General features: G+C 65.3%; 18 protein-coding genes. 8 read left to right on the forward strand and 10 right to left on the reverse strand.

Annotation, left to right across the window (positions count from 1 at the left end):
* The first annotated feature begins 104 nt into the window (after positions 1 to 104).
* Together ABD687_RS15980 and ABD687_RS15985 are read left to right on the forward strand one after the other, a co-directional pair.
* On the forward strand, positions 105 to 527 hold the full coding sequence (locus ABD687_RS15980) for a LexA family protein (protein WP_302263069.1): 423 nt from the start codon (positions 105 to 107) through the stop codon (positions 525 to 527).
* A 139-nt stretch (positions 528 to 666) separates the two neighbouring features.
* Positions 667 to 1,941: a Y-family DNA polymerase gene (locus ABD687_RS15985; protein ID WP_302263068.1), complete on the forward strand. Its 1,275-nt coding sequence runs from the start codon at positions 667 to 669 to the stop codon at positions 1,939 to 1,941.
* Here ABD687_RS15985 and ABD687_RS15990 read toward each other — a convergent pair.
* The gene (locus tag ABD687_RS15990; protein WP_310289702.1) at positions 1,938 to 2,387 is read right to left on the reverse strand and encodes a hypothetical protein; all 450 of its coding nucleotides are present in this window, start codon (positions 2,385 to 2,387) and stop codon (positions 1,938 to 1,940) included. The two genes, ABD687_RS15985 and ABD687_RS15990, sit on opposite strands and share 4 nt — an antisense overlap.
* A 255-nt stretch (positions 2,388 to 2,642) precedes the next feature.
* Between ABD687_RS15990 and ABD687_RS15995 the strand changes: the two genes are divergently transcribed.
* Positions 2,643 to 3,902, forward strand: coding sequence for a glycoside hydrolase family 3 N-terminal domain-containing protein (locus ABD687_RS15995; protein ID WP_310289700.1), 1,260 nt, complete (start codon positions 2,643 to 2,645; stop codon positions 3,900 to 3,902).
* Positions 3,903 to 3,947: 45 nt separating this feature from the next.
* On the opposite strand, the gene ABD687_RS16000 is transcribed toward ABD687_RS15995, so the two are convergent.
* The 5 genes from ABD687_RS16000 to ABD687_RS16020 all read right to left on the reverse strand — a co-directional run bounded on the left by ABD687_RS16000 (position 3,948) and on the right by ABD687_RS16020 (position 11,059).
* Positions 3,948 to 4,862, reverse strand: coding sequence for a serine hydrolase domain-containing protein (locus ABD687_RS16000; protein WP_310289698.1), 915 nt, complete (start codon positions 4,860 to 4,862; stop codon positions 3,948 to 3,950).
* 141 nt (positions 4,863 to 5,003) lie between these two features.
* The gene (locus tag ABD687_RS16005; RefSeq protein WP_310289696.1) at positions 5,004 to 8,291 is read right to left on the reverse strand and encodes a S8 family serine peptidase; all 3,288 of its coding nucleotides are present in this window, start codon (positions 8,289 to 8,291) and stop codon (positions 5,004 to 5,006) included.
* Between the two features lie 376 nt (positions 8,292 to 8,667).
* On the reverse strand, positions 8,668 to 9,492 hold the full coding sequence (thiD, locus tag ABD687_RS16010) for a bifunctional hydroxymethylpyrimidine kinase/phosphomethylpyrimidine kinase (RefSeq protein WP_264269939.1): 825 nt from the start codon (positions 9,490 to 9,492) through the stop codon (positions 8,668 to 8,670).
* Between the two features lie 79 nt (positions 9,493 to 9,571).
* Positions 9,572 to 10,228: a hypothetical protein gene (locus ABD687_RS16015; RefSeq protein WP_310289693.1), complete on the reverse strand. Its 657-nt coding sequence runs from the start codon at positions 10,226 to 10,228 to the stop codon at positions 9,572 to 9,574.
* A gap of 183 nt (positions 10,229 to 10,411) precedes the next feature.
* A complete protein-coding gene (locus ABD687_RS16020) occupies positions 10,412 to 11,059 on the reverse strand; it encodes a TetR/AcrR family transcriptional regulator (RefSeq protein WP_310289691.1) in 648 nt (215 codons plus the stop codon).
* Between the two features lie 292 nt (positions 11,060 to 11,351).
* Here ABD687_RS16020 and ABD687_RS16025 point away from each other — a divergent pair, with 292 nt between their 5' ends.
* Both ABD687_RS16025 and ABD687_RS16030 read left to right on the forward strand, forming a co-directional pair.
* The gene (locus tag ABD687_RS16025; RefSeq protein ID WP_264269942.1) at positions 11,352 to 12,077 is read left to right on the forward strand and encodes a queuosine precursor transporter; all 726 of its coding nucleotides are present in this window, start codon (positions 11,352 to 11,354) and stop codon (positions 12,075 to 12,077) included.
* Between the two features lie 191 nt (positions 12,078 to 12,268).
* Positions 12,269 to 12,859 carry a DUF4126 domain-containing protein gene (locus tag ABD687_RS16030; RefSeq protein WP_302263061.1) on the forward strand — a complete coding sequence of 197 codons (591 nt, stop codon included), beginning with the start codon at positions 12,269 to 12,271 and terminating at the stop codon, positions 12,857 to 12,859.
* Positions 12,860 to 12,874: 15 nt separating this feature from the next.
* Here ABD687_RS16030 and tgt read toward each other — a convergent pair whose 3' ends face one another.
* Positions 12,875 to 14,176, reverse strand: a complete 1,302-nt coding sequence (tgt, locus tag ABD687_RS16035; protein ID WP_302263060.1) for a tRNA guanosine(34) transglycosylase Tgt — start codon at positions 14,174 to 14,176, stop codon at positions 12,875 to 12,877.
* Between the two features lie 172 nt (positions 14,177 to 14,348).
* Between tgt and ABD687_RS16040 the strand changes: the two genes are divergently transcribed.
* Positions 14,349 to 15,419, forward strand: a complete 1,071-nt coding sequence (locus tag ABD687_RS16040) for an FUSC family protein (protein ID WP_264269945.1) — start codon at positions 14,349 to 14,351, stop codon at positions 15,417 to 15,419.
* A 21-nt stretch (positions 15,420 to 15,440) separates the two neighbouring features.
* On the opposite strand, the gene ABD687_RS16045 is transcribed toward ABD687_RS16040, so the two are convergent.
* Positions 15,441 to 15,980, reverse strand: coding sequence for an NUDIX hydrolase family protein (locus ABD687_RS16045; protein ID WP_264269946.1), 540 nt, complete (start codon positions 15,978 to 15,980; stop codon positions 15,441 to 15,443).
* Between the two features lie 167 nt (positions 15,981 to 16,147).
* Here ABD687_RS16045 and ABD687_RS16050 point away from each other — a divergent pair, with 167 nt between their 5' ends.
* Positions 16,148 to 17,590 carry a DHA2 family efflux MFS transporter permease subunit gene (locus tag ABD687_RS16050; protein WP_302263058.1) on the forward strand — a complete coding sequence of 481 codons (1,443 nt, stop codon included), beginning with the start codon at positions 16,148 to 16,150 and terminating at the stop codon, positions 17,588 to 17,590.
* A 99-nt stretch (positions 17,591 to 17,689) separates the two neighbouring features.
* Here the strand turns inward: ABD687_RS16050 and ABD687_RS16055 are convergent, their stop codons facing one another.
* Positions 17,690 to 18,676, reverse strand: a complete 987-nt coding sequence (locus ABD687_RS16055; RefSeq protein WP_310289684.1) for an Lrp/AsnC family transcriptional regulator — start codon at positions 18,674 to 18,676, stop codon at positions 17,690 to 17,692.
* Positions 18,677 to 18,923: 247 nt separating this feature from the next.
* On the opposite strand from ABD687_RS16055, the gene ABD687_RS16060 reads away from it, so the two are divergent.
* A complete protein-coding gene (locus ABD687_RS16060) occupies positions 18,924 to 20,276 on the forward strand; it encodes an MFS transporter (protein ID WP_264271144.1) in 1,353 nt (450 codons plus the stop codon).
* A 160-nt stretch (positions 20,277 to 20,436) separates the two neighbouring features.
* On the opposite strand, the gene ABD687_RS16065 is transcribed toward ABD687_RS16060, so the two are convergent.
* On the reverse strand, positions 20,437 to 21,546 hold the full coding sequence (locus ABD687_RS16065; RefSeq protein ID WP_310289682.1) for an oxidoreductase: 1,110 nt from the start codon (positions 21,544 to 21,546) through the stop codon (positions 20,437 to 20,439).
* Between the last annotated feature and the right edge of the window lie 23 nt (positions 21,547 to 21,569).

Below are 21,569 nucleotides of genomic sequence, written 5' to 3' on the forward strand. Positions count from 1 at the left end.
GACCACGATGGAGGCGTCCCGGAAATCCGTTAGCGATGCCCTCCGCGAGCATTTCCGCTGATAAGCTGAAGTATCGAATCTATGTTCTAGGAAGGGCGGGGTCTATGTTCGGAATGGACCAGCCGCAGCCGCCGGCCCCGCAGCCGGAATCCCAGGGGCCCGTTGGAGCCGTCGAGGCCATGGGGTTTCCCTCGCCGGCCAGGGACTACTACAGCGGCGGAATCGACCTGAACCGCCTGTTGATTCGGGATAGGACGTCGACATTCCTGATGCGGGTCTCCGGGAATGCCATGGCCTCTTCCGGAATCAGCCACGGAGACGAAGTCATCGTGGACCGGGCCTTGGCCCCACGCGACGGATCGGTGGTCATCGCCGTCCAGGATGGCGAACTGGTCATCCGCCGCCTCGTGTCCAGCCGCGGCACCACGGTCTTATGTAGCGACGAACAGCCGCAGGAGCGGGCCGAGGCCGTGACCGAGGAAACCACCATTTGGGGCGTGGTCACCAGATGCCTTCACCATGTTTGAGTCGTCGGCGACCGAACCGAGATGGGCGCTCGCCACGTCACCTGGAGCGCATCGACGTGCGTAGCCACACCGGTGCCAAAGGTCCTGTGCCGGGTGAGCGGCTTTGGTCTCGGAGCGCACCTTGGGCAGGGAAGGCCCGATGACCGACCGAATCGCGCTCGTGGACGTCAACAATTTCTATGTTTCCTGCGAGCGGGCCTTCGACCCCAAACTCATCGGCCGACCGGTTGTGGTGCTTTCAAACAACGACGGCTGCGTTGTCGCGCGCTCGCAGGAGGCCAAGGACCTGGGCATCACCACGGGCGCACCGTTCTTCCAGGTCAAACAGTTCATCCAAAGCCATGGCATGATCGTGCGCTCGAGCAACTACGAACTGTATGGGGACATGAGCGCCCGCGTCATGGAAGTCCTCTCGCGGTTTGGCACCTGGCAAGAGGTCTACTCCATCGATGAATCCTTCCTCGGCATCCAAGGCAATCCCGACCAGCTTGGTGAGCTTGCCACGCGAATCCGGACGGCCGTGGGACGAGGGGTAGGGGTTCCTGTCTGCGTGGGAGTGGCCCCGACCAAGACCCTGGCGAAGTTCGCCAACCACGTGGCCAAGCACAATGCGCATCTGGGCGGTGTGTGTTCCATGGACTCCATGGATCCGGACCTCATCGAGAACATCCAGTCCCGCGTCCCCGTCACCGACCTATGGGGAGTCGGAGCCCGCACCGGTACCAAGCTTGCCGGGATGGGCATCGCCAGCATCGCCGACCTCAAGGCAGCGGATGTCACCGAGATCCGCAAGAAGTTCTCCGTGGTCCTCCAACGCACGGTCCTGGAACTCAACGGAACCCCGTGCATTCCCCACAACGAAGAACGCGCCGACAAGCAGCAGATCATGTACTCGCGGTCCTTCTCCAGCCCGGTGAGCACCATCGAGGACATGGTCGAGGTCATGTCGATCTATGCCCAGCGGGGTGCGGCCCGGCTGATGTCTGATGGGCTTTGGGCCACGCTACTCACCGTCACCGCAGGCACCAGCCGCTTTGCCGGAGGGGAAGCCTCGTTTCCGTCGGTGACGCTCAAGCTTCCCTCACCGACCCAGGACCCAATCCTGCTGACCCGCCTGGCCGTCGGAGCCATGCGCGAAATCATGCGGCCCGGCGCCGCATACGTGCGCGGAGGGGTCGTGCTTTCCGGGTTGCAGCCCGACCCCGGGCAGGCCGCCTTCGGAATCTTTGAACAGGACATTTCGACAAAGCATGTCGGCGACGTACTGGGTGCCGTCAAGGCCAGATTCGGGAACAAATCCATCGGACTCGGTTCCGGGGGACTGGCAGTGGAACCGGGCTGGTCGATGAAGCGGGAGTTCTCCTCGCCCAAGTTCACTACCGATTGGGCGCAAATCCCCGTGGTGAAGGCCTAGCTGTCTCGGTCTCGGACGGAGGCACAGATTTCCTCCGGGCAGCCCTGCCAGGTCTTGGAAAAGACCGCCACGATTTCCAGTCCGCGTTCGAAGCGGTACTTCACTGCCGGTCCGCCGTTCACGGCGCTCGCCGAGCGTCGGATACCCATGAGGAAGAACTCGCACACCGACACGTAGTTCCACAGGTCCATGGCTGTATCAATGACTTCGTCGTGAGTCATCCATTCCCGGTCTTCGACTACGGCTTCTGCAAAGTCGAGCACGATTTTCCGGTCAACGGCATGGTGCTGTCCGCAATCGCACCATTCAATACCGCGGGACGGCATCTGCCAGACATCTGGAACCAGCTCGGTGTCGGACGGTTCTTCCGGGGCATGCCGGCGGGAAATACCCGACTGCAGCGTGCCCTCGGTGGTCGTCGTTCTGAGGAATGCGCTCGATGCCAATTGGTTCCTCCTTGAAATGTCCTGTGCCCAGCATAGGCTTGCCCTCCGACAGCTTGGCCGGGTGCCGAGGAAACTGAGTCAGGCGGCAACAAGAACTCTCCATGAAATCGTCCCGGTTGAAATCCCCCTGGCAATCCCCGGACGGGGAAGGCATCGAGAACAATGAGTGTCTCGTCACGATTGGTGGGTCTGGGTGCCACCGTCCGCGCATTTTTCTGGCACGCTGAAGGTGGTTGAGAAAAGAGGCTGCGCACCATGAGCATTTTACGAGCAAAAATTTCCCTGCGGTGCAGGATATTGCCACTGGTGGTCCTTACAGCACTGGTGTTGGCTGGTTGCACCCCTGCCCCGGCGCCGACAGGCAGCGCCGGTACGTCGGCGCCCGGGAACACCGCCCCTTCTTCCAGCCCGACCCCATCGACGGACCCGAACCAGAGCCAGACAACACCCGGCAACGGACCCACGTCCGCCCCGCAGCAAAGCGCCGCCGAAAAGAGCCTCGATGCCATGGGCCTGAAAGAAAAAATCGGGCAGGTTCTCATGGTCGGCGTCCCGGCCACCGGCAGCAGCTCGGCCGACCGGGCGGTCATTGCGGAGCATGCCCTGGGGAATTTCTTCCTGAAGGGCAGAAGCGGCGCCGGGAACACGACAACGGCCGCAGTGGTCGACAAGGTCGAATCCACCATCTCGAAAACCCTGTCGGCGGATATCGACCCGTTTGTGGCAACCGACCAGGAAGGCGGCTCCGTCCAGGTCCTGAAGGGCAGTGGCTTTTCAACCTTGCCGGCCGCACTGACCCAAGGCGGCTGGGCCACCCAAACACTACGCGAGAGGGCCTCTGACTGGGGCCAAGAACTTGCCGAGGCGGGAATCAACGTCAACCTGGCACCGGTCGCGGACACAGTCGCTTCGGCCGCGTTCGCCCCCTCCAATGCGCCCATCGGATACTGGAAACGTGAATACGGATACGACCCCGATACCGTCTCGGCGGCTTCCCGCGCATTTTCCGCGGGGATGCTGGCGGCTGGTGTGGACCCGGTGATCAAGCATTTCCCCGGCCTTGGCCGCGTCACCAAGAACACCGACACCACAAGGAATGTCACCGACACCCGGACCACCCGGCACGACGCCTACCTCAAGCCATTCAAGGACGGCATCGCCGCCGGCAACGACTGGGTAATGGTCTCGAATGCCTACTATGCCAAGATCGACGCCAAGAACATCGCTCCGTTCTCCTCGACAGTCATGCGCGAGATGCTGCGCGAGGACCTGGGGTTCAACGGAATCATCGTTTCCGACGACATGTGCGAGGCCGCGCAGCTGGATCCTTGGGCCCCCGGTACCCGTGCCCTGCGCTTCTTCGAGGCAGGAGGAACCATGATGCTCTGCGTCAATGCCGGCAACATGCCGGCCATAGCCAAGGCATTGCATGCCAAGGCGAGCAAGGACCCGGCTTTTGCCCGCATCATAGACTCCGCGGCACTGCGGGTGCTCGAGGTCAAGGAACGCCGCTAGGAGCGGCACTCCCGGCCCCGATCCTGCGCCCACGTACGGGTGTCGTCAACCGTGGGATCCGAGCAACGAAATCAGGGCGGACTCCGGCCTGAAGTCCGTCTGGCCGGGACAAATGAGCGCGGCCGCGGCACCGGTGGCCGGGGACGTGAAGACGGCGCTCCTATAGCCCGGCCCGGATCCTCCATGCCCCCAGAGCCCCAGCCCGGCGTCGATCATGACCCCGGCGCCGTAGCGCGGTTCTTTCCAGGGTGCCGGCGCCTGCACCGGAACCGAATCCATGAACGCCGCGCGCGCGGCGTTGGATAGCGCAGACGGGAAGAGCGGGTTGGAGTCCGCGAAGAGATCCCCGAACCCCAATAGATCCGCAGCTGTGGAGAAGGCGGCGCCGGCGGGTCCCGCCCACAGGGTCGAGTATCCGGAAGGGGTCAGCGAGGTTTCGGGTTCCGGGTAGCGGGTCGAGGCCATGTCCGCGGGCTCGAAGATCTCCCGATGCAGGTACTGGCCCAACGACATGCCCGTGATTCCCTCCAGCATGGCTCCCAGGTACCAGTATCCCGTGTTGCCATAGGAGAATGTGCCGGGTTTCTCCGGGGTGCTGGCTGCGGAAATTTCCTCCAGCTCCCAGGGTTCGCCGGGATCCGCGTTGATGGCGTGCTGGTAATCCGGGTTGGCGGTGTAGTTGCCCAGCCCCGCGGTGTGCGTCAGCACTTGGGCGATCGTGCAGCCCGTGGGGGCGCCGGGCAATCGCGAGGCCAGGGGATCGGCGAGCGTGAGCAGCCCGGCATCGACGGCACGCAGGACGCCGGCGGCAACGAACATCTTGGTCACGCTGAAGACCGGCAACGGCTCGGCGGGACCGGAAACATGTATGGGGGCCCCGTCCCGGGGGCCGCGATAGGCCGCCACCGAACCGGTGGGAAGCTGCCGGAGAAGTGCCTCGAAGGCCAACGTGTCGTCCATGGCTCCGAGCCTAGTCCCGAAGGCCGTCGGTACAGCGCAAAAGGCGCGGCCCGGGGCCGGGACAGCGAATGGAGTTCCACTGTCCAGGCCCCGGGCCGCGCCCTTGGGTGCCGATCGTTCATTCGGCACCGTTGGTCCGTGCTACTTGCGAACCTCCACATCCACCAGCTGGACGCGATTGCCCGAGGCGTTGTGCAGGTGCAGGAACAGGGCCTTGGCATCGGTGGCTTCCGGGGCGACGGTGGCGGTCAGCTTGTTCTTGTCCAAGTCGGCAAACACGGTTCCGGCACCGGCGAAGGACAAGGCCGGGGCGATCGCATTGAAGGCGATCCAATCGGTCTGGTCCACCGGGGCCAAGGCACCGGATTCATCGGAGTTGTAGAAGGAGTACGTGCTCACGCGGTAGGAAATCGGGGCGCTTGACCCCTCCAGGCCCAGGGCCGCCAGGGACACCGGGAAGCCAGCCACGTTGGTGTCGAAGGTGTTGGAATCGACGTCACCGGTCAGGCCGTTGAGCAGCTGCAGGTCGACCTGCTGGAAGGACTGCAGGCTGTAGGTCGCCACCAGGTCCGCGTCCAGTTCGTCAGCGTAGGTGTTGAAGGTGACGAAGTCGGGCACTGAGTCGCCGTTGGTGTCGATCTCGATGTTGACCTCGGTGGCGCCGGCCAGGTGGGCCCAATTGCCCCAGGTGCTGACGCCGAAGTTCAGCAGACCGTCGGTTGCTCCCGTGGTGGGGGCGGTGGACGCCGCTCCGACGTGCTGCAGGTCCATCTCCCGGGCCCCGGGAACATCGTCGGTGCTGTCGGGCAGGCGGTCCGAGGAGGCGCCGTGCTCGAAGGCAGAGACCAGCGAAACCACCTGGGTGTCTCCGGAACCCACGCGGATGTCGTCGCCGGCCATGTCGATGGTGCCGGAAGTCGCGCCCTTGGCGAACTTGACCTTCTTGGCCGCCATGTCGGAGACCAGCTTCGGTGCTGCATGCACCGGGACGCGCAGCGTCGGGGCCGTGGAGCTGGAAAGCTCCACGCGGCCCGAGACATCGGCGACCCAGGCCCGCGGCAGGCCAAGCTGGGCCCTGTCCATGGTCGGATCGATGGTCTTGGCGTACTTGCGTGCGTCGACGTTCAGGGCAACGTTGACCTTGGTGCTGGCGCCGGCCTCGAGCGTGACCGTGTTCCGGTCCAGGCTGTAGCTTGCGCCAGGGATCTCGGTGGACGGCACGTACTTCACGTCGTACGTCTGCGTCTCATCGGACTTGTTGACCACGGTGATGGACTTGGTGGCTTTGTACTTGTTCTTGTCCACCTCGATGACCCCGAAGACCACGGTGGTCAGGTCACGATCCGCAGTGGCGTAGGCATAGGCCGGGGTGCTGATCGCGGCGTCCGCCACGACGCGGCCGGAGCCCACGCGGTTGGGCCCGTAGGCCTGGCCGTTGGCGGCGAGGATGTCCACCGTCGCGGTGTTCATCACGATGGACTTGACCTCAAGTGCGGTGTAGTCGCCGCTGCCGGCCACGAGGGCGGCAATGCCCGCGGTGTGCGGGGTCGCCATGGAGGTGCCGGACTTGACGGCCGGGCCGGTGCCGGTTCCGACGCCGACGGAGCCGATGAGCGTGCCGGGGGCCGCGACGTCGGGCTTCACCACGCCCTCCGAGCCGTGCACTCCGCGTGAGGAGGACGAGTTCAGGGTGTCCCCGAGTCCGGACTCGCTCGATGCGGTTCCGACCATAGCCGGGTCAAGGGTGACGTTCAGCGTTCCGGCCTGGGCCGCGGGACGCAGCTGGTCGGAGTAGGCCTTGGTGAGCTGCGCTCCGGGGATCGTGGAATTGCCGGCGATGCCTGCCTCGAAGACCGAGACCTCGGCGTCCAGGATGACGCCGGTGGCACCAGCGGCCTCGGCGTTGTTGAAGCGGGTACCCGAGCCACAGGGGAACTCGAGGTTTTCGCTCCACTGCAGCCAGACCCACTTGCCGGTCAGGGAACCGGGCTCAAAGGCGGAGCAGCCGAAGGCGTTGGCGGCCGGGGCCATGATGACCTCGCCGGTGAGCCTGGCCGGGTCGGCGGCGGTGTAGTTGAAGCTGGCCGAGTATTGCCCGGCCGCGGTTCCGGCGACGTCGGCAGGGGCATTGACGGTGATGCCATCCAGGGTGACCCTGGAAGCCACCGAGTTGGCGACGGTGAGCGAGGAGCGGGCGTTGCCCGGCGAGCCGCCGACGTCGGTGACGTCCCCGGCGTTTCCGGAGGCCACGACCGAGAGGATGCCCAAGTCGGTCAGTGCGTTGACGATGTCGTTTTCCGGGTCGTCCGCGGGCGCATGGTCCGAACCGAGCGACATGTTGACGACCTGGGCGCGGTCATCGAAGTTGCCGTCGTTGTTGGGATCCAGGACGTAGTCAAGGGCCTGGCCGACCACGGCGGAGGAGCCGCCGCAGCCAAAGACGCGGATACCGACCAAGGCGGCTTCCGGTGCGCTGCCCGGGCCGATGCGCATGCCCGCCACCTCGTCGGCGGTGAGCTTGGTGTAGTCCCCGGTGAAGGTGGTCCCGTCGGCATTCACGCCGTTCCCGGCGGCAGTCCCTGCGACATGGGTGCCGTGCCCTGCGGCTGCGCAATCCAGCGGGTTGGAATCGGGACGCGGAACCGGCTGGTAGTCCGGTGCGCTTGGGTCGGCGTTGTAGTCATCGCCCACCAGGTCCCAGCCGCCGATGAACTTGGCCGGGTCATACAGCCCGGAGTCCGTGGCCGGCAGGACATCGGAGGACTGCGCCTCGGAGTAGGCCTGGAGTGTGCCCGGGCCGCCGAAGCCGGCATGCGTGTAGTCGATGCCGGTATCCAGCACCGCGATCCTGATGCCTTCGCCAGTTTCCTTTAGCGCTGTCCACGCCTCGAGGGCGCGGGTGTCGATGTCGGCATTCTTGTTCTCCTGCGTCTTGGGCACGATCGCGGTGATCTTCTTGACGTCGGGACGCGCGGCCAAGGCGCGCAATGCCTCGGCGTCCCCGCGCAGTGCCACGCCCGGAAGCGAATTGGTGGTCGTGTAGATGACATCGGCCTTGGCGTCCTTGGCCGCCGACTTGCCCTTGGCCTTGATGCCGTCGCGGATTTCCTTGACCTTGGAGGGGTTTTTGACCGACTTGCCACGCGGGGCCTTGGCGCTCTCCGGCTGGGTGGCCTCGAAGGCGCCTTCGCCCTCGAACTGCACATAGACCGAGACTTCTCCCTTGGCCACCGACAGGGGGCCGGAGACCTTCAGGTCCTTCAATGCCTTGGGGGCGAGTCCGCCCAGGGATGGCGAATCCGACCCTGGCGCCGGGTCGATCGTGGGTGGTGCCGCAAGGGAAGGGACGGACATGGTGACGGCCAGGGCAAGCCCTGAGGCCGAAGCCAGGATCGTCCGCGCAAGTCTGTGACGACGCGGGTTGGACATGGTTCTCCTTGTATCCGAGGGGAGTGACGCGGGAGGAAACCCATGGCTGCTTATCGGTGTCCTTCCCACGCATATCCTATGTGAGCCGAGGCACATATCAAGGGGTTGTTTGAGATTTTCCCGAATGTGTCCGGACGAAGTGTCGGCGGGGATCGATAACCTATGGTCAGTCGGTGAACCTCTTGGGGAGGTTGGCCGCCCGGAGCGCCGGCACTGCGCCCGGAAACATACAGATGGCATCGGGCAAGGACGCCGTCGAAACGGTTTTCGGGCCGGATGCCGGTGTTCCGCGGGCGTTTTTTGGGGAAACGCAAAAGTGCTGGTCCCGTGTATGCACGGGACCAGCACTTCAACCAACCTGCGGTGTGTGAAATTCCTAGCGCGAGCCGCCCTGCCACAAGGCATCGAAGGGGGCCGCGGAGGAAACGCGATTCTTAATGCCCTCGGTGACAAAGGCCTTGGCGTTGCGTGCTGCCTGCAATGGCGACTCGCCCTTGGCCAGCTCGGCCGTGATGGCCGCTGCCAGCGAGCAACCGGCACCCGACACGGCGACTTCCCCGACCTTCGGGGCGGACAACACCTCGAGGGTCTCGCCGTCGTAGAACACGTCCACGGCATCGCTGCCGGAGAGTCGGACGCCGCCCTTGGCCAGCACCGCCGCACCGGAGAGCGCATGGATCTTCTTGGCGGCCTCGGTCAGGTCCTCGACGTTGTTGATGCTCATCCCGGAGAGGGACTCGGCCTCGAAGTGGTTCGGCGTGACGAACGTTGCCAGCGGCAACAGGGTCGACTTGAGCGCCTCGTCGGTGTCCAGGGCGTGTCCCGGTTCCTGGCCCTTGCAAATCAGCACCGGGTCCAGCACGACGTTGTCCCATGCCTGGTCCTTGAGCGCGGCCGCAACCGTGTCGATGGTGGCGGGGGAACCCATCATGCCCAGCTTGACGGTCTTCAGGTCGCCGGCATAGCAAGTCTGGATCGCCTCGAGCTGGTCGGCGATCACCTGCGTCTCCACCGGCACGAAGCGGTGGTTCCAGTTGTCCTTCGGGTTGAAGGACACAATGCAGGTCAGGGCAATGATCCCGTAGGTGCCCAGCTCCTGGAAGGTCTTCAGGTCGGCCTGGGCGCCGGCACCGCCGGTTGCTTCGGAGCCGGCGATGGTCAGGGTAACGGCGGGACGGATCCCGGTGGAGGCAGAAGTCATGCATTCATTTTAGGCGGTTTCCCGCGGGCGCCCACACGCACGGGGTCATCGGCGCCGCGCCAGGGACGGAAAACGGGAACTAAGACCTGGTGAAGGTGGTCAGCTGGGTCGCATTTGACCACCCGGCGCCTCGTTCGGCACGCGTGCCGGCGGCGGTGTCGGCTGTGGTGACCATGAAAAGCACCGGCAGCCCCTGGCGTGCCGCCGTGGCGGCAAGGTTCGCAAGGATCGCGGCGCGGAACTGCTCGACATTGGAAGTGGCGGTGATGCTTGGGTCGCACAGGAGCGCGAACCCATCGGCGAAGCGGATCCGGCCCCGGCCGACAGGAGCGTCGAAATCCGCGATTTCGACCACGTCGTAATCGTTCATGGGGGCCTCGAATAGGCTTGCCGTTTCCGGCAACGCGGCCACCTGCTCCACGTCGTTGGCAAGCGCCACCAGCAGGACGCGCCGATCGCTCAGGCTCCAGCCCCGTGCGGCAAGTTCCCGGCTCGCGACCCCGTCCGGGGAACCCAGGAACGTCAGCCTGGTCTGCCCCTGATGCCCTGACAGCCCTGGATCTCCCAGTAGGGTGGGCAGTTCCTCGGGAAGGGGCCACGTGCTGATGATTTCGTAGTCGCTTCCGTCTTCGGCGATGCTGTGCAGTCGCCCGTCTTCGTCGCGGACCACCGTGCGGTCACGAATCAAGGCAAAAGAGTGGACCCAGGGCGGAAGGTTTGAGGACTCGAATGGCATCTGGCGGCTCCTGTTCCATAGACGGGCAACGGAATGGCGACTCGGGACACAAAATGAGCGCTGATCTGTGGCGACCGTTGCGTTTCGCGCCCCGCGCGAGGCTTCACCTCCGACTCTACGCCTGTAACTGTCGAATCCGGGATTGCCCGTTCGGCAGGGCGGGGAATCGGAAGTGGGAGAGGCCTAGGTTGCGGTGCGCACCAGAGAGAGCACATCGTCGAGGATGCTGCGGACCACGGGCATTCGCGAGAGCACAACCAAGCGCGCGACCACCGGGGCAACGTTCTTGATGAGTCGCAGGCTGCGTGCGGCACCCGGGGACGAATCGTAGGCCCAGAAAAGGAGAATGCCCCGTTGGACCAGCCACAGCAACTGGGGCAGTTCCGTTCGGATGGCCAACGGGGGTAGGGGCCTGCTGGCCGTCACCACCTGGCGCCACAATCCGAGTTCCATGGCTCGCTGGACATTGCCGAACTCTGCGTTGGAACCGGAAAAGGCCGTCCGAATAAACGCGGGTCCGAACTCGCGAAAGGGCGTCATGATGTCCAGGCCTTTGCCCAACGCAATGCGCAGATTCATCTCCAGGTTGTTCCCCGGCACCAACAACGGCCAAGTAGCCGTCCGGTGCTCCTCGAGTAGCTGGCGGAACAACTCATGGACGATGGCGTCCTTGGAATCGAAATAGTAGTAGGCATTGCCTAGGGAAAGCCCGGATTCCTGGGCAATCGAGCGCATTGTGGTCCCTGCGAACCCCTTGGTGGCGAACAGCCCCATGGCCGTGTCCAGCAGCAGCTGGCGCGTATGGGCGCTCTTGGCGGTCGGCTTTCCCACGGAGCTCCTTTCCACGCTGGACATTGGTCTCAATCATATCCATTTTTGAACGCGTTCAAAACTGGAATCTCCGGTATGCAAGCCGTGAAAGGCCCAATGCGATGGCCCAAATCGGGTCCCGGGAACGGGAAAGCGCCAAATCGGAGGCCGCGAAGGCATGGGATACTTGAAGCTCAAGTGCTAATACAGCGAGTGGTCCCCACGACCCCGATTCCCTTGGCTGCGTCGATCGCGGCGGGAGTCGTTGCGCCGGGACCGGCTTGGCGAACCACTTCTTCGATTGGGAATCACCATGGGCGAAAACACCGCCTCAACAACACAACGTCCGAAGGCCCCGCGTGCCATTTTTGCGTCCGCGGGAAGCCCCTACTTTTCGACAGTGCTTGCACTAATGGCCGTCGTGGTCATCCTTTCCAACGTCGGTGCCGCCAAGGGCGTCACCTTCGGCCCCATCGTCACCGACGGAGGATTCTTCCTCTTCCCCTTGGCCTACATCCTCGGTGACGTCATTTCGGAGGTCTACGGATTCAAGGTCGCCCGCCGCGCCATCATCACCACCTTTGCGCTGGCGGCCTTCTCCACCCTGTGCTTCTGGATCATGATCCAGCTGCCCGCGGCCGAATGGTACGACGGGCAGGCAGCCCTCGAACGCACGCTGGGCCCGGTCTGGCTCATCGTCCTGGCCTCGCTGCTCGGCTTCCTGGTCGGGCAAACCCTGAACTCCTGGGTGCTGGTGAAGATGAAGGAACGCTTCGGCGAACGCGGGCTGGTGGGCCGCCTGATGAGCTCCACCGGGGTGGGCGAATTCGCCGACACCCTGATCTTCTGCTCGATTGCCGCCACCGTCATCGGAATCACCGACATTCCCACGTTCATCAATTACGTGGTGGTCGGGTTCATCTACAAGACTGCGGTGGAGTTCCTCTTTGTCCCGGTGACCACGCTGGTGATCCGTTGGTTCAAGCGCCGTGAACCCACCTACGAGCTGCATGCCCCCGTGGCGGGCGGCGCCGCGTAGGCAAACCGCAACACGAATACGGAGGCGGTGGTCTCTTCGCTTTCACTTGGCGAAGGAGCCATCGCCTTTTCCATGCCCCCGGGGGGGCATGGCACGTCCGGTATTGGATGAGGACGGTGTTTGGCCGTTGGCCACTGGCGGCACCGGCACGTTGCGCTGATTGCGGCCCCGGCTGCGCCTATTCTGGGCACATGGAACTACTCACGGCCGCCGGGCTGAGCTCGGCCGCGGGACTGAACGCGTACATTCCCCTGCTGGTTCTGGGGTTGCTGAACCGCTTCACCTCATGGGTCGCGCTACCCGAGGGATGGGGCTGGCTTTCCAACGGCTGGGCGCTGGGAATACTGGCGGTGCTGCTGGTCATCGAGGTGGCGGCCGACAAGATTCCGGTGGTTGACTCGGTCAACGACGCACTGCAAACGGTGGTGCGCCCGGCCTCCGGCGGACTCGTCTTTGCCTCCGGCGTCGGATCCGAGACCGTTGCCGTAGCCGACCCCGGCGACACCTTTGGCTCGGCCCAGTGGGTGCCGCTGCTCATAGGCGCGGCGATCGCACTGGCGTTCCACCTGCTTAAATCGGGGTCGAGGCCGCTGTTGAACCTGGGCACGGCCGGGGTTGCCGCCCCGGTGGTGAGCACCGCCGAGGACGGGGCATCGCTGGGCCTGAGCCTGCTGGCCATCGTCTTGCCCGTGCTGGTCCTGCTGGTAGCCGTGGGGCTGGCCGTGCTGTTGATTGTCGGCGTTCGCAGGCTGCGGCCAAAAAAGGGCAGCCCCGCGGGCTAGGTTCGCTTTGACGGCCTAGGCGGAGACGGTTTTTAGGCCCTGCGGGTCCGGAGCGCCGGCGTAGTAGCGGGAGTGGACACGTTCCTTGAGCTCGTGGAAGGTGCCGTCCTCGATGGCCGCGCGGGCGTCGTCGACCATCTTCACCACGAAGCGCTCGTTGTGGATGGAAATCAGCGTGTGGCTGAGAAGTTCCTTGGCCTTGAAAAGGTGGTGGATGTAGGCGCGCGTGTAGTGCTGGCAGGTGTAGCAGTCACATTCCTCGGACAGGGGAGTGAAGTCGGTCTTGTAACGCTGGCCCGAAAGGTTGAACCGGCCGTGGGGAGTGTAGAACGCCGAGTTGCGGGCCACCCGGGTGGGGGAAACGCAGTCAAAGGTGTCCGCGCCGTTCTCGATGGCCGTGAAGAGGTCGTCGGGCTCGGAGATCCCCAGCAGGTGGCGCGGCTTGTTCTCCGGAAGTTCCTCCGCGCACCAACCCACGATGGTGCCGAGGTTTTCCTTTTCCAGCGCGCCCCCGATCCCGAAACCGTCAAAGGCCATGGCGCCGAGGTCCCGACAGGCCTGACGGCGCAGGTCCTCGTACTGGGCGCCCTGGATCACGCCAAAGAGCGCCTGGTAGTCCTTGCCCACACGGGCATCGGTGAGGTTGAAGTGCTCTGCCACGCAACGCTCGGCCCAGAGGCGGGTGCGTTCGAGCGACTCGACTTGGTAGCCGCGGGAATTCTGCAGCGTGGTCAGCTCATCGAAGGCGAACATGATGTCGGCGCCGATCTTGTGCTGCACGTTCATCGACACCTCCGGGCTGAAGCGGTGCTTGTTGCCGTCGATGTGGCTCTTGAACCAGACGCCGTCGTCATCCACGTTGGCCAGGCGTTCCTTGCCCGGGGCCACCGCGTCGTCGGGACCGGACTGGTCCACCGATTTCATGTCGATCACCTTCTTGAATCCCGAGCCCAGGCTCATGACCTGGAATCCGCCCGAATCGGTGAAGGTGGGTCCGGACCAGTTCATGAACTTGCCAAGCCCGCCCGCGGTGTCAAGGATGTCGGCACCGGGCTGAAGGTAAAGGTGGTAGGCGTTGGCCAGCACCGCCTGCGCTCCAAGATCGGCCACGGATTCAGGCAGCAGGGCCTTGACCGTAGCCTTGGTGCCAACGGCAATGAATGCCGGTGTCTTGATCTGCCCGTGCGGGGTGGTGATCACGCCCGTGCGTCCGTTGGACACCGACCCGTCGGGGCGGGTCAGCCGGGTTCCGACGTCGAAGGAGAACTCGTCCTGGCGCGGATGGGGGGCAGTGGCATCAAAAGAATCGTTCGGCACCTACCTAGTGTGCCGCATGCCCCCGGCGTGGCGGCAAAAACCGGGGCGTGCGGTGGCTCACCCAATGCTATTCCTTCCCTCACAAGAGCCGCGTTCGAAGGGATTCGCGGCGTAGCGTTGGAGGAAGGTGTACGAGAATGCAGGACCGAGAGAACGGCGACCAACCACACGCATGGGCAAGAACTTTGGCGGGTTGCTGACCCTGGGGCCTGCACACAACGACCACTGGATCGCGTTGCGCACGGCCGTGGGGATCTTTGTTCCACTCTTTGCCCTGCTGGCCATCGACCGTTTGGACCTGATGGTCTTCGTGATCTTTGGCGCCTTCACCGGTGTTTACGGCCGGGTACCTGGCTACGCGAACCGGCTGGTGGCCCAGTCCAAGGCCGGTGGCCTGTTCCTGGCGGTAATCCTTGCCGCCGCGCTGGCCTCGCACTACCTCGTAAACCACGAGGACCCTGCGGCAAGTGCCTGGATGATCGTCGGGCTTACGACAGTGGTTTCCGGGATCTGTTCGGTCCTCACCGGATTCCTGCAATTGCGGCCCGGCGGGTCGCTCTTCCATATCTTTGCCTTCGCGGCCATCGCCTCGATGCCGCACCAGCCACTGCTGGCCGAATCAATGGCCGCCGCGCTGGGCGCGGTACTGTTCGCGATAGTCCTGGGATTCTCCGGGACGCTCTTCGCCAAGGGAACATCCTGGGGCCCCTACGTCGCCCCGGCACCGCTGTCGCGGCCCGTTCGCCTGGCGATCTGGAACGAGGCGCTGCTGTACCTGCTAGCTGCGGGGCTGGCCGGATCCATCGCCAACCTGCTGGCCCCGGCGCTGTCTACCGGTCACAGCTACTGGGCCATGGTGGCGGCTGTCGTGCCGCTGGTGGGCCACACCACCAGGCACCGCGTGCGTCGCGGCGTCCACCGTATTCTGGGCACGCTCACCGGGTTGGTGTTGATGGCGGCCATCATCGCCTTCGCGCCGCCCGTCTGGGTGCTGCTGGCCATGATCGGGCTGCTGCAGTTCGCTGCCGAGATGTTCATAGCGCGCAACTATTTCCTGGCCCAGATCTTCGTCACCCCGCTGGCCCTGGTGGGCGTCTCCTTCGGGACGGGGCTGAACAACGTGTTGCTCTACGACCGGATGCTCGAAACCATCATCGGAGCCCTCGTGGGCATGCTGGTGGTGCTGCTCGGATCACTTTACGGGGCCTGGTTCCGCCGCCGCCTGCTGCCCGAAATCGGTTAGCAGGCGGCGCCGTTCAGCAGGTTAGCGGACGTAGCCGACGTGGGCGAGTGCCTGGCGAACCAAATTCTCCCGGCCGCCGGCGAACTCCTCCTGGATGCTCGGGCTCAGCGCCTCCTCGGGCGTCAGCCAGGTTAATTCAAGCGCGTCCTGGCGCGGGGAGCATTCGCCGCGCACCGGCACGATGTAGGCCAGCGCGACGGCGTGCTGCCGTTCGTCGGTCAACCCGGTTTCCGAGGGGGACGGGAAATACTCCGCCACGGTGAAGGGCGCCGGGGACGGCGGCAACTGCGGCATGGCCATGGGCCCCAGGTCCTTCTCGATGTGGCGGGTCAGCGCCGCACGGATGGTCTCCCGGTACATCACACGGCCCGAAACGAAGGTGCGCAGCATCCGCCCTTCGGGATCGGCCGTCAGCAGCAGGCCGATCTCGGTGACATAGCCGAGCGGATCCAGGCGCACCGGGATGGCTTCGATGTAGAGCATGGGCAGTCGGGCGCGGGCCTCGTAGAGGTCTTCGTCGGACAGCCAGCCGGGATAGGGATCCGGAGTGCGAACGTTCATGTCTCCATCTTGTCCCATCCAAGGGGTCGGCGGGCCACGTCGCGGACCGTGTTGTGTGATTCCGGGGATGTTTTTCACTTTCGGGAATCAACCGTCGGCCCCCGACGCTAGAATGAAATGTTCCGCAAAAGCCCACCCCCCACTTTTCATGGAAGAGGCCACTGACCGTGACCGAGACCGGCACCAAACTCAACCCCAAGGATCTGGCCACCATCACGGTGCTGATCGTTTCCGCGTTCGTGGTGATCCTCAACGAAACCATCATGAACGTGGCGCTGCCGGTGCTCATGCACGAGTTCCAGGTCAGCGAGGAAGCCATCCAGTGGCTTGCGACGATCTTCATGCTCACCATGGCCGTGGTCATCCCGGCCACAGGCTTCCTGCTGCAGCGTTTCAGCACCCGCGGGGTGTTCATGCTGGCGATGGGATTGTTCTCCCTGGGCACGCTGCTGGCCGCCGCTGCCCCGGGCTTCGGCCTGCTCCTGGTTGCCCGTGTCATCCAAGCTTCCGGCACGGCGATCATGATGCCGTTGCTGATGACCACGATCCTGGACCTGGTGCCCGCCCACAGGCGCGGGGTCATCATGGGCAATGTGTCGATCGTGATTTCCGTGGCCCCGGCCATCGGGCCGACCATCTCGGGTCTCATCCTGCATTCGCTGTCGTGGCGCTTCATGTTCCTGATCGTCGCGCCGATCGCCTTGGCGGCACTCTTCATTGGTTCACCGCGGCTGAACAAGGTCGCCGAGGCCTCCACCATGCCGCTGTCAATCCCCTCGGTGTTGCTGTCCATCCCGGCCTTTGGCGGACTGGTCTTCGGACTCAGCCGACTCTCGGCCAACGGGCTGGACGGGCAGACGCTGTCCATCTTGGTGGTTGCAGTGCTCTCGCTGGTGGCCTTCACGATGCTGCAGCTGCGCCTGCAGAAGAAGAACCATGCGCTGCTTGACCTGCGCACCTTCACCTACCGCCCCTTCACCTTGTCGCTCTCGCTGATGGTGCTGGCCATGGTGGCGCTCTTCGGCGTGATCATCCTGCTGCCGCTGTACCTGCAAAACGTGCGCGGCCTGGACACCCTGGCCACCGGCCTGATGCTGTTGCCCGGCGGGCTGCTCATGGGTCTGCTGGCCCCGTTCGTCGGACGGCTCTTCGACCGGGTTGGCCCGCGCCCGCTGATGATCCCGGGAACCGTGATCCTGGTGCTGGTGCTCTTCGGCTATTCGCGTCTGCTGGGCGCCGAGACCGCCCTCGGCGTGATTATCGCGCTGCACCTGACCATGTCGCTGGCGCTGTCGCTGATCTTCACCCCGGCGTTCACCACGGCATTGAACCCGCTGCCGCATTCGCTGCATTCCCACGGCTCCGCGGTGCTTTCCACCCTGCAGCAGTTGGGCGGCGCGGCCGGCACCGCATTGCTGGTCGGCGTCCTGGCCTCGCGTATAGGCGCGGGTGCCGCGGCCGGCGCCGATCCCATCCAGGCCCAGATCGACGGGTTCTCCGCCGGTTTCCTGGTGGCTTCGGTCTGCGCCGTGGGCATGGTGGTCATCGCGCTCTTCCTGACCAAGGCCAGGGAACCAGCCCCGGCCACGGCAGCGGAGCACGCGCACTAGGACCTGGCACCTCGTTGACGTGAAGCGATTCCCCGGCCATTGTCCGTTTCGGACAGTGGCCGGGGAATCGTCGCTTAAGGCGACCCCTCCCGGCCCGGATCAGGTGACGACCTCACCGGTGGGACGCCCCTCCGGATCCAGCATCCAGCCCATGCGCTTGAATGAATGCACGCCCACGCAGGCCTCGATGATGTCGACACCGGGGACCCTGGCGGCGAGCCTGGCCTCAATGTCGGCGATGTCGGCCGGGGTGCGCAACTGCATCATGAACGTCATGTTCGCCGCACCCGTGGTTGAGGCGCAAAGGCGCAGCGTCCGATGCTCCATCAGGAAGGCTGCGACGGTGTCCGCAGTGCCTGCGGGAACCTTCGCGAACCATTGCACCGTCAGCGGGTACCCCGTGTAATGGCTCGCCAGATCGCAGCGCAGGGTCACCATGCCGGTCTCCAGCGCCGTGCGCAGCGCCCGGCCGGTGGTTGAGGGATGCTGGCCGGTGGCCTGGGCGATTTCCGCGGCCGTGGAACGGCCATCGCGCATCAGCACCCTGAGCATCGGCCAGAACGTGTCGGGGATGATCGTCGGCTGCGCCAGGGGTGGCTGGTTGAGGCGTTGGAGCTGGGCCTGCTGTGCGGGGGAGAGCACGTCCAGTCGCCACACGTTGCCGGTGGCGTAGAGCTTGGTGCACAGCGAGACCTTGGTGCGTTGGACGCCACGGGCGCCGCGGATGCGCGGCAGGATCTCCCGGGCCATGGTGAGCCAGTCGGCGGCCAGGCAGGTGAGGCGGAAGTCGGCACTGCTGGTCGCGTCGTCGACGGTGAGCACCTCGGAGATCGCGCAGAGGTCGACGCGCGCCTCGTCGATGAGCTCCGGATCGGCCACGACATCGATGAAGGCGGTGCAGTGCTGCTCGGGGTGTCCGCCCAGATGTCCGAGGACCCAGGCCATGCGATCCTCGCGCAATCGGTTCCAACGGGCGGAAAGCGTTGCCGGGTGGCGTCCCAGCGCGGCCGCCAATTCGGCCCAGCTGGCCCGCGGCGCGATTTGCAGCGCATTCACTAGTTGCAGGTCTTCCACCGGCAGTTCCATGAGATCCCTCCTCGTCATTGCTGCACGAATTCGCGGCTTGGATGGCCCCCTGTGCAATTATTCGTGAATTCTAGTTCATTGTCCTGCCCTGGCCCCACGATCGATAGTGACACGGCTCACCACCCGGTGGGTCGCCGGGCTCGCGAAAGCGACCACGACACGCAGCCGGCAACGCCAAGCTCGCTTCCCTGGCCTAACGCCAATTCCCATTTCCCTCTCCCCGCACAGAAGCAGGATCCAACCCGCCATGAGCATCAAGGAACAGCTGGCCCCGGCCGGCACCATCCAACGCACCGAGCCTGCCGCGCACGGGGCACCCGGGCAGTCCACCTTCAAGACCCTGCTGGGCATTGGCGCCGGCAACGCCGTGGAATGGTTCGACTGGGCCATCTACGCCACGTTCGCCTCCTTCATCTCCGGCCAGCTCTTCTCCAAGGCCGACCCGACCTCCGCGTTCCTGGCCACCATGGCGATCTTCGCAGTCGGCTTCGTCGCCCGCCCCTTCGGCGGCGCATTCTTCGGCCTGATCGGCGACAAGGTCGGCCGCAAGTCCGCCATGACCATGGCCGTGGGCCTGGCCTCGCTCGGTTCGCTGATCATCGCGATCACCCCGACCTACGCCAGCATCGGGGCCGGCGCCTCGCTGATCTTGCTGGTGGCCCGGCTGTTGCAGGGCCTGGCGCACGGCGGCGAGATGCCCAGCGCGCAGACCTACCTCGCGGAGGTGGCCCCTGCCCCGAAGCGCGGGTTCTACTCCACGCTCATGTACTTCTCCGGGACCGCCGGCATCGTTGCCGGAACGCTGCTCGGGGCCATCCTCACCGTCGTGCTGACCAAGGAACAGATGGGTGCCTTCGGCTGGCGCATCCCCTTCGCCGTCGGTGCGCTGATGGGTCTGTACACCCTGGTCATGCGCTCGCGCCTGAAGGAGACCGAGCAGTTCGAGGAGCAGAAGTCGGCCAAGGCCGCGGCCGCCACCAAGGGACCCTCGGTCTTCTCACAGATCATGGCCAACTGGCGCCAGGCGGTGCGGGTCATTGGCCTGACCGTTGGGTTGACCGTCGTCTACTACATCTGGTCCGTTTCGACCCCTGCCTACGCGATCGCCAACCTGAAGATGGATCCGGCAACCGCGCTGTGGACCGGCGTCGCCGCCAACCTGGTGTTCATGACGGCCCTGCCGTTCTGGGGGAAGCTTTCGGACCGCATCGGCCGCCGTCCGGTTCTGCTCATTTCGGCACTGGGTGCCGCGGTGCTGCAGTTCCCGATGTCATCCCTGGTGCGCGGTGAGGCATGGCAGCTGTTCATCGCCATGTCGGTGATGCTCATCTTCATCGCCGCCTCCGCCTCGATCGTTCCGGCCGTCTACGCCGAGCTGTTCCCCACCGCGATCCGCACCATCGGCGTGGCCATCCCCTACGCCATCGCCGTGGCGGCCTTCGGCGGCACCGCTGCCTTCCTGCAAGCCGGGTTCAACGCCTGGTTCGGTATCCCCACCGGCGGAACGGTCTTCGCGATCTACTCCATCGTCCTGCTGCTCATCAGCGCGCTCACCATCTACAAGATGCCCGAGTCCGTGGGCAAGGACCTGCGCGGCTAGCAACCGCGCCGCGACGCTGAAGGACCCCCCTCATCTAGGTGCGGGCCACCCGGGAATCCCCCTCCCGGATGGCCTGCACCGTCTGCGTGGGCGGCCATTGGCGGTCCTGCCGGTGACGCGCGTGCCCGCGCGGCCGGCCGAATGCCCCGCACCGGTGTGACTACCAGTGGGCGCGCCAGTACTGGGCGGCGAAGGGCACCTGTTCGCGGGGTGCACCCAGCTCGGCGGCGGCCACCGCCGGCCAGTTCGGGTTCTTCAGGGCAGCACGGCCGATCGACACCCCGTCGGCGGCACCGGTGACCAGCACCTGTTCGGCCTGCGAGGGGTCGTTGATCATGCCCACGGCCGTCACGAAGGCCGCCGGGACCGCCTGCTTCACGGCGGTGGCCAGCGGCACCTGGAAGCCCGGGCCGCTGGGCCCGTGGTACTTGCCGATCCCCGCGCTGGACAGGTCGAAGGCCGTGACACCCAGCTCAAAGGCCTCGGCGGCGAAACGCGCGGTGTCCTGGATCCGCCACCCTCCATCGACCCAGTCATCCCCGGAGAAGCGGATGGCCAGCGGCTTGTGCGCCGGCCAGGCGGCACGCACCGCGGAGATCACCTCGCGCGCGTACCGGGTGCGGTTCCCGAAGCTTCCGCCGTATTCATCCGTGCGGGCGTTGGCCAGCGGCGAAAGGAACTGGTGGATCAGGTAGCCGTGCGCCGCATGGATCTGGACGACATCGAACCCCGCTTCGTCGGCCCGGCGCGCCGCCTCGGCCCAGTCCCGGATCGATGCGGCAATCTGCTCGCCGCTCATGGCGAGCGGGGAGTCGAGCCCGAAGACATCGGTTTCCGAAGGAGCGGCGGTTTCCCACCCGCCGTCCTCCTCGCCGAGGCTGCCGACCTGTCCGGCGGCAGCGGGCTGGGGCAGCCAGGCATGCGTCGAGGCCTTGGCACCGGCGTGGGCCAGCTGGATGCCGGCTGCCGCGCCCTGGGAATGGATGAAGTCGACAATGGGGGCCCACGCCCGGGACTGGTCATCGTTCCAGATGCCGGCATCCCTGTCGCTGATGCGTCCCTGGGCGGTGACCGCGGCGGCCTCGGTGAACACCAGGCCGAAGCCCCCGGCGGCGCGGGCGCCCAGATGGGCAAGGTGCCAGGCGTGCGGCACGCCGTCGCGGTTGTCGACCGAGTATTGGCACATGGGTGCCAGCACGGTGCGGTTCCGAAGCGTCAGGCCCGGGCCCTCGGGCGCGGCAAGGTCGACCGGAGTAAAGAGTTTGCTCATGCCCGGTGGCAACAGGTGCGCCG

Source organism: Paeniglutamicibacter sulfureus (assembly GCF_039535115.1).
Taxonomy (GTDB): Bacteria; Actinomycetota; Actinomycetes; order Actinomycetales; family Micrococcaceae; genus Paeniglutamicibacter; species Paeniglutamicibacter sulfureus.

Bases quoted from the DNA above. Each gene is read 5' to 3' on its own strand.
- ABD687_RS15980 (WP_302263069.1), top strand. From the start codon at position 105: ATGTTCGGAATGGACCAGCCGCAGCCGCCGGCCCCGCAGCCGGAATCC.
- ABD687_RS15985 (WP_302263068.1), top strand. From the start codon at position 667: ATGACCGACCGAATCGCGCTCGTGGACGTCAACAATTTCTATGTTTCC.
- ABD687_RS15995 (WP_310289700.1), top strand. From the start codon at position 2,643: ATGAGCATTTTACGAGCAAAAATTTCCCTGCGGTGCAGGATATTGCCA.
- ABD687_RS16000 (WP_310289698.1), bottom strand. From the start codon at position 4,862: ATGGACGACACGTTGGCCTTCGAGGCACTTCTCCGGCAGCTTCCCACC.
- ABD687_RS16005 (WP_310289696.1), bottom strand. From the start codon at position 8,291: ATGTCCAACCCGCGTCGTCACAGACTTGCGCGGACGATCCTGGCTTCG.
- thiD (WP_264269939.1), bottom strand. From the start codon at position 9,492: ATGACTTCTGCCTCCACCGGGATCCGTCCCGCCGTTACCCTGACCATC.
- ABD687_RS16015 (WP_310289693.1), bottom strand. From the start codon at position 10,228: ATGCCATTCGAGTCCTCAAACCTTCCGCCCTGGGTCCACTCTTTTGCC.
- ABD687_RS16025 (WP_264269942.1), top strand. From the start codon at position 11,352: ATGGGCGAAAACACCGCCTCAACAACACAACGTCCGAAGGCCCCGCGT.
- ABD687_RS16030 (WP_302263061.1), top strand. From the start codon at position 12,269: ATGGAACTACTCACGGCCGCCGGGCTGAGCTCGGCCGCGGGACTGAAC.
- ABD687_RS16040 (WP_264269945.1), top strand. From the start codon at position 14,349: ATGGGCAAGAACTTTGGCGGGTTGCTGACCCTGGGGCCTGCACACAAC.
- ABD687_RS16045 (WP_264269946.1), bottom strand. From the start codon at position 15,980: ATGAACGTTCGCACTCCGGATCCCTATCCCGGCTGGCTGTCCGACGAA.
- ABD687_RS16055 (WP_310289684.1), bottom strand. From the start codon at position 18,676: ATGGAACTGCCGGTGGAAGACCTGCAACTAGTGAATGCGCTGCAAATC.
- ABD687_RS16060 (WP_264271144.1), top strand. From the start codon at position 18,924: ATGAGCATCAAGGAACAGCTGGCCCCGGCCGGCACCATCCAACGCACC.
- ABD687_RS16065 (WP_310289682.1), bottom strand. From the start codon at position 21,546: ATGAGCAAACTCTTTACTCCGGTCGACCTTGCCGCGCCCGAGGGCCCG.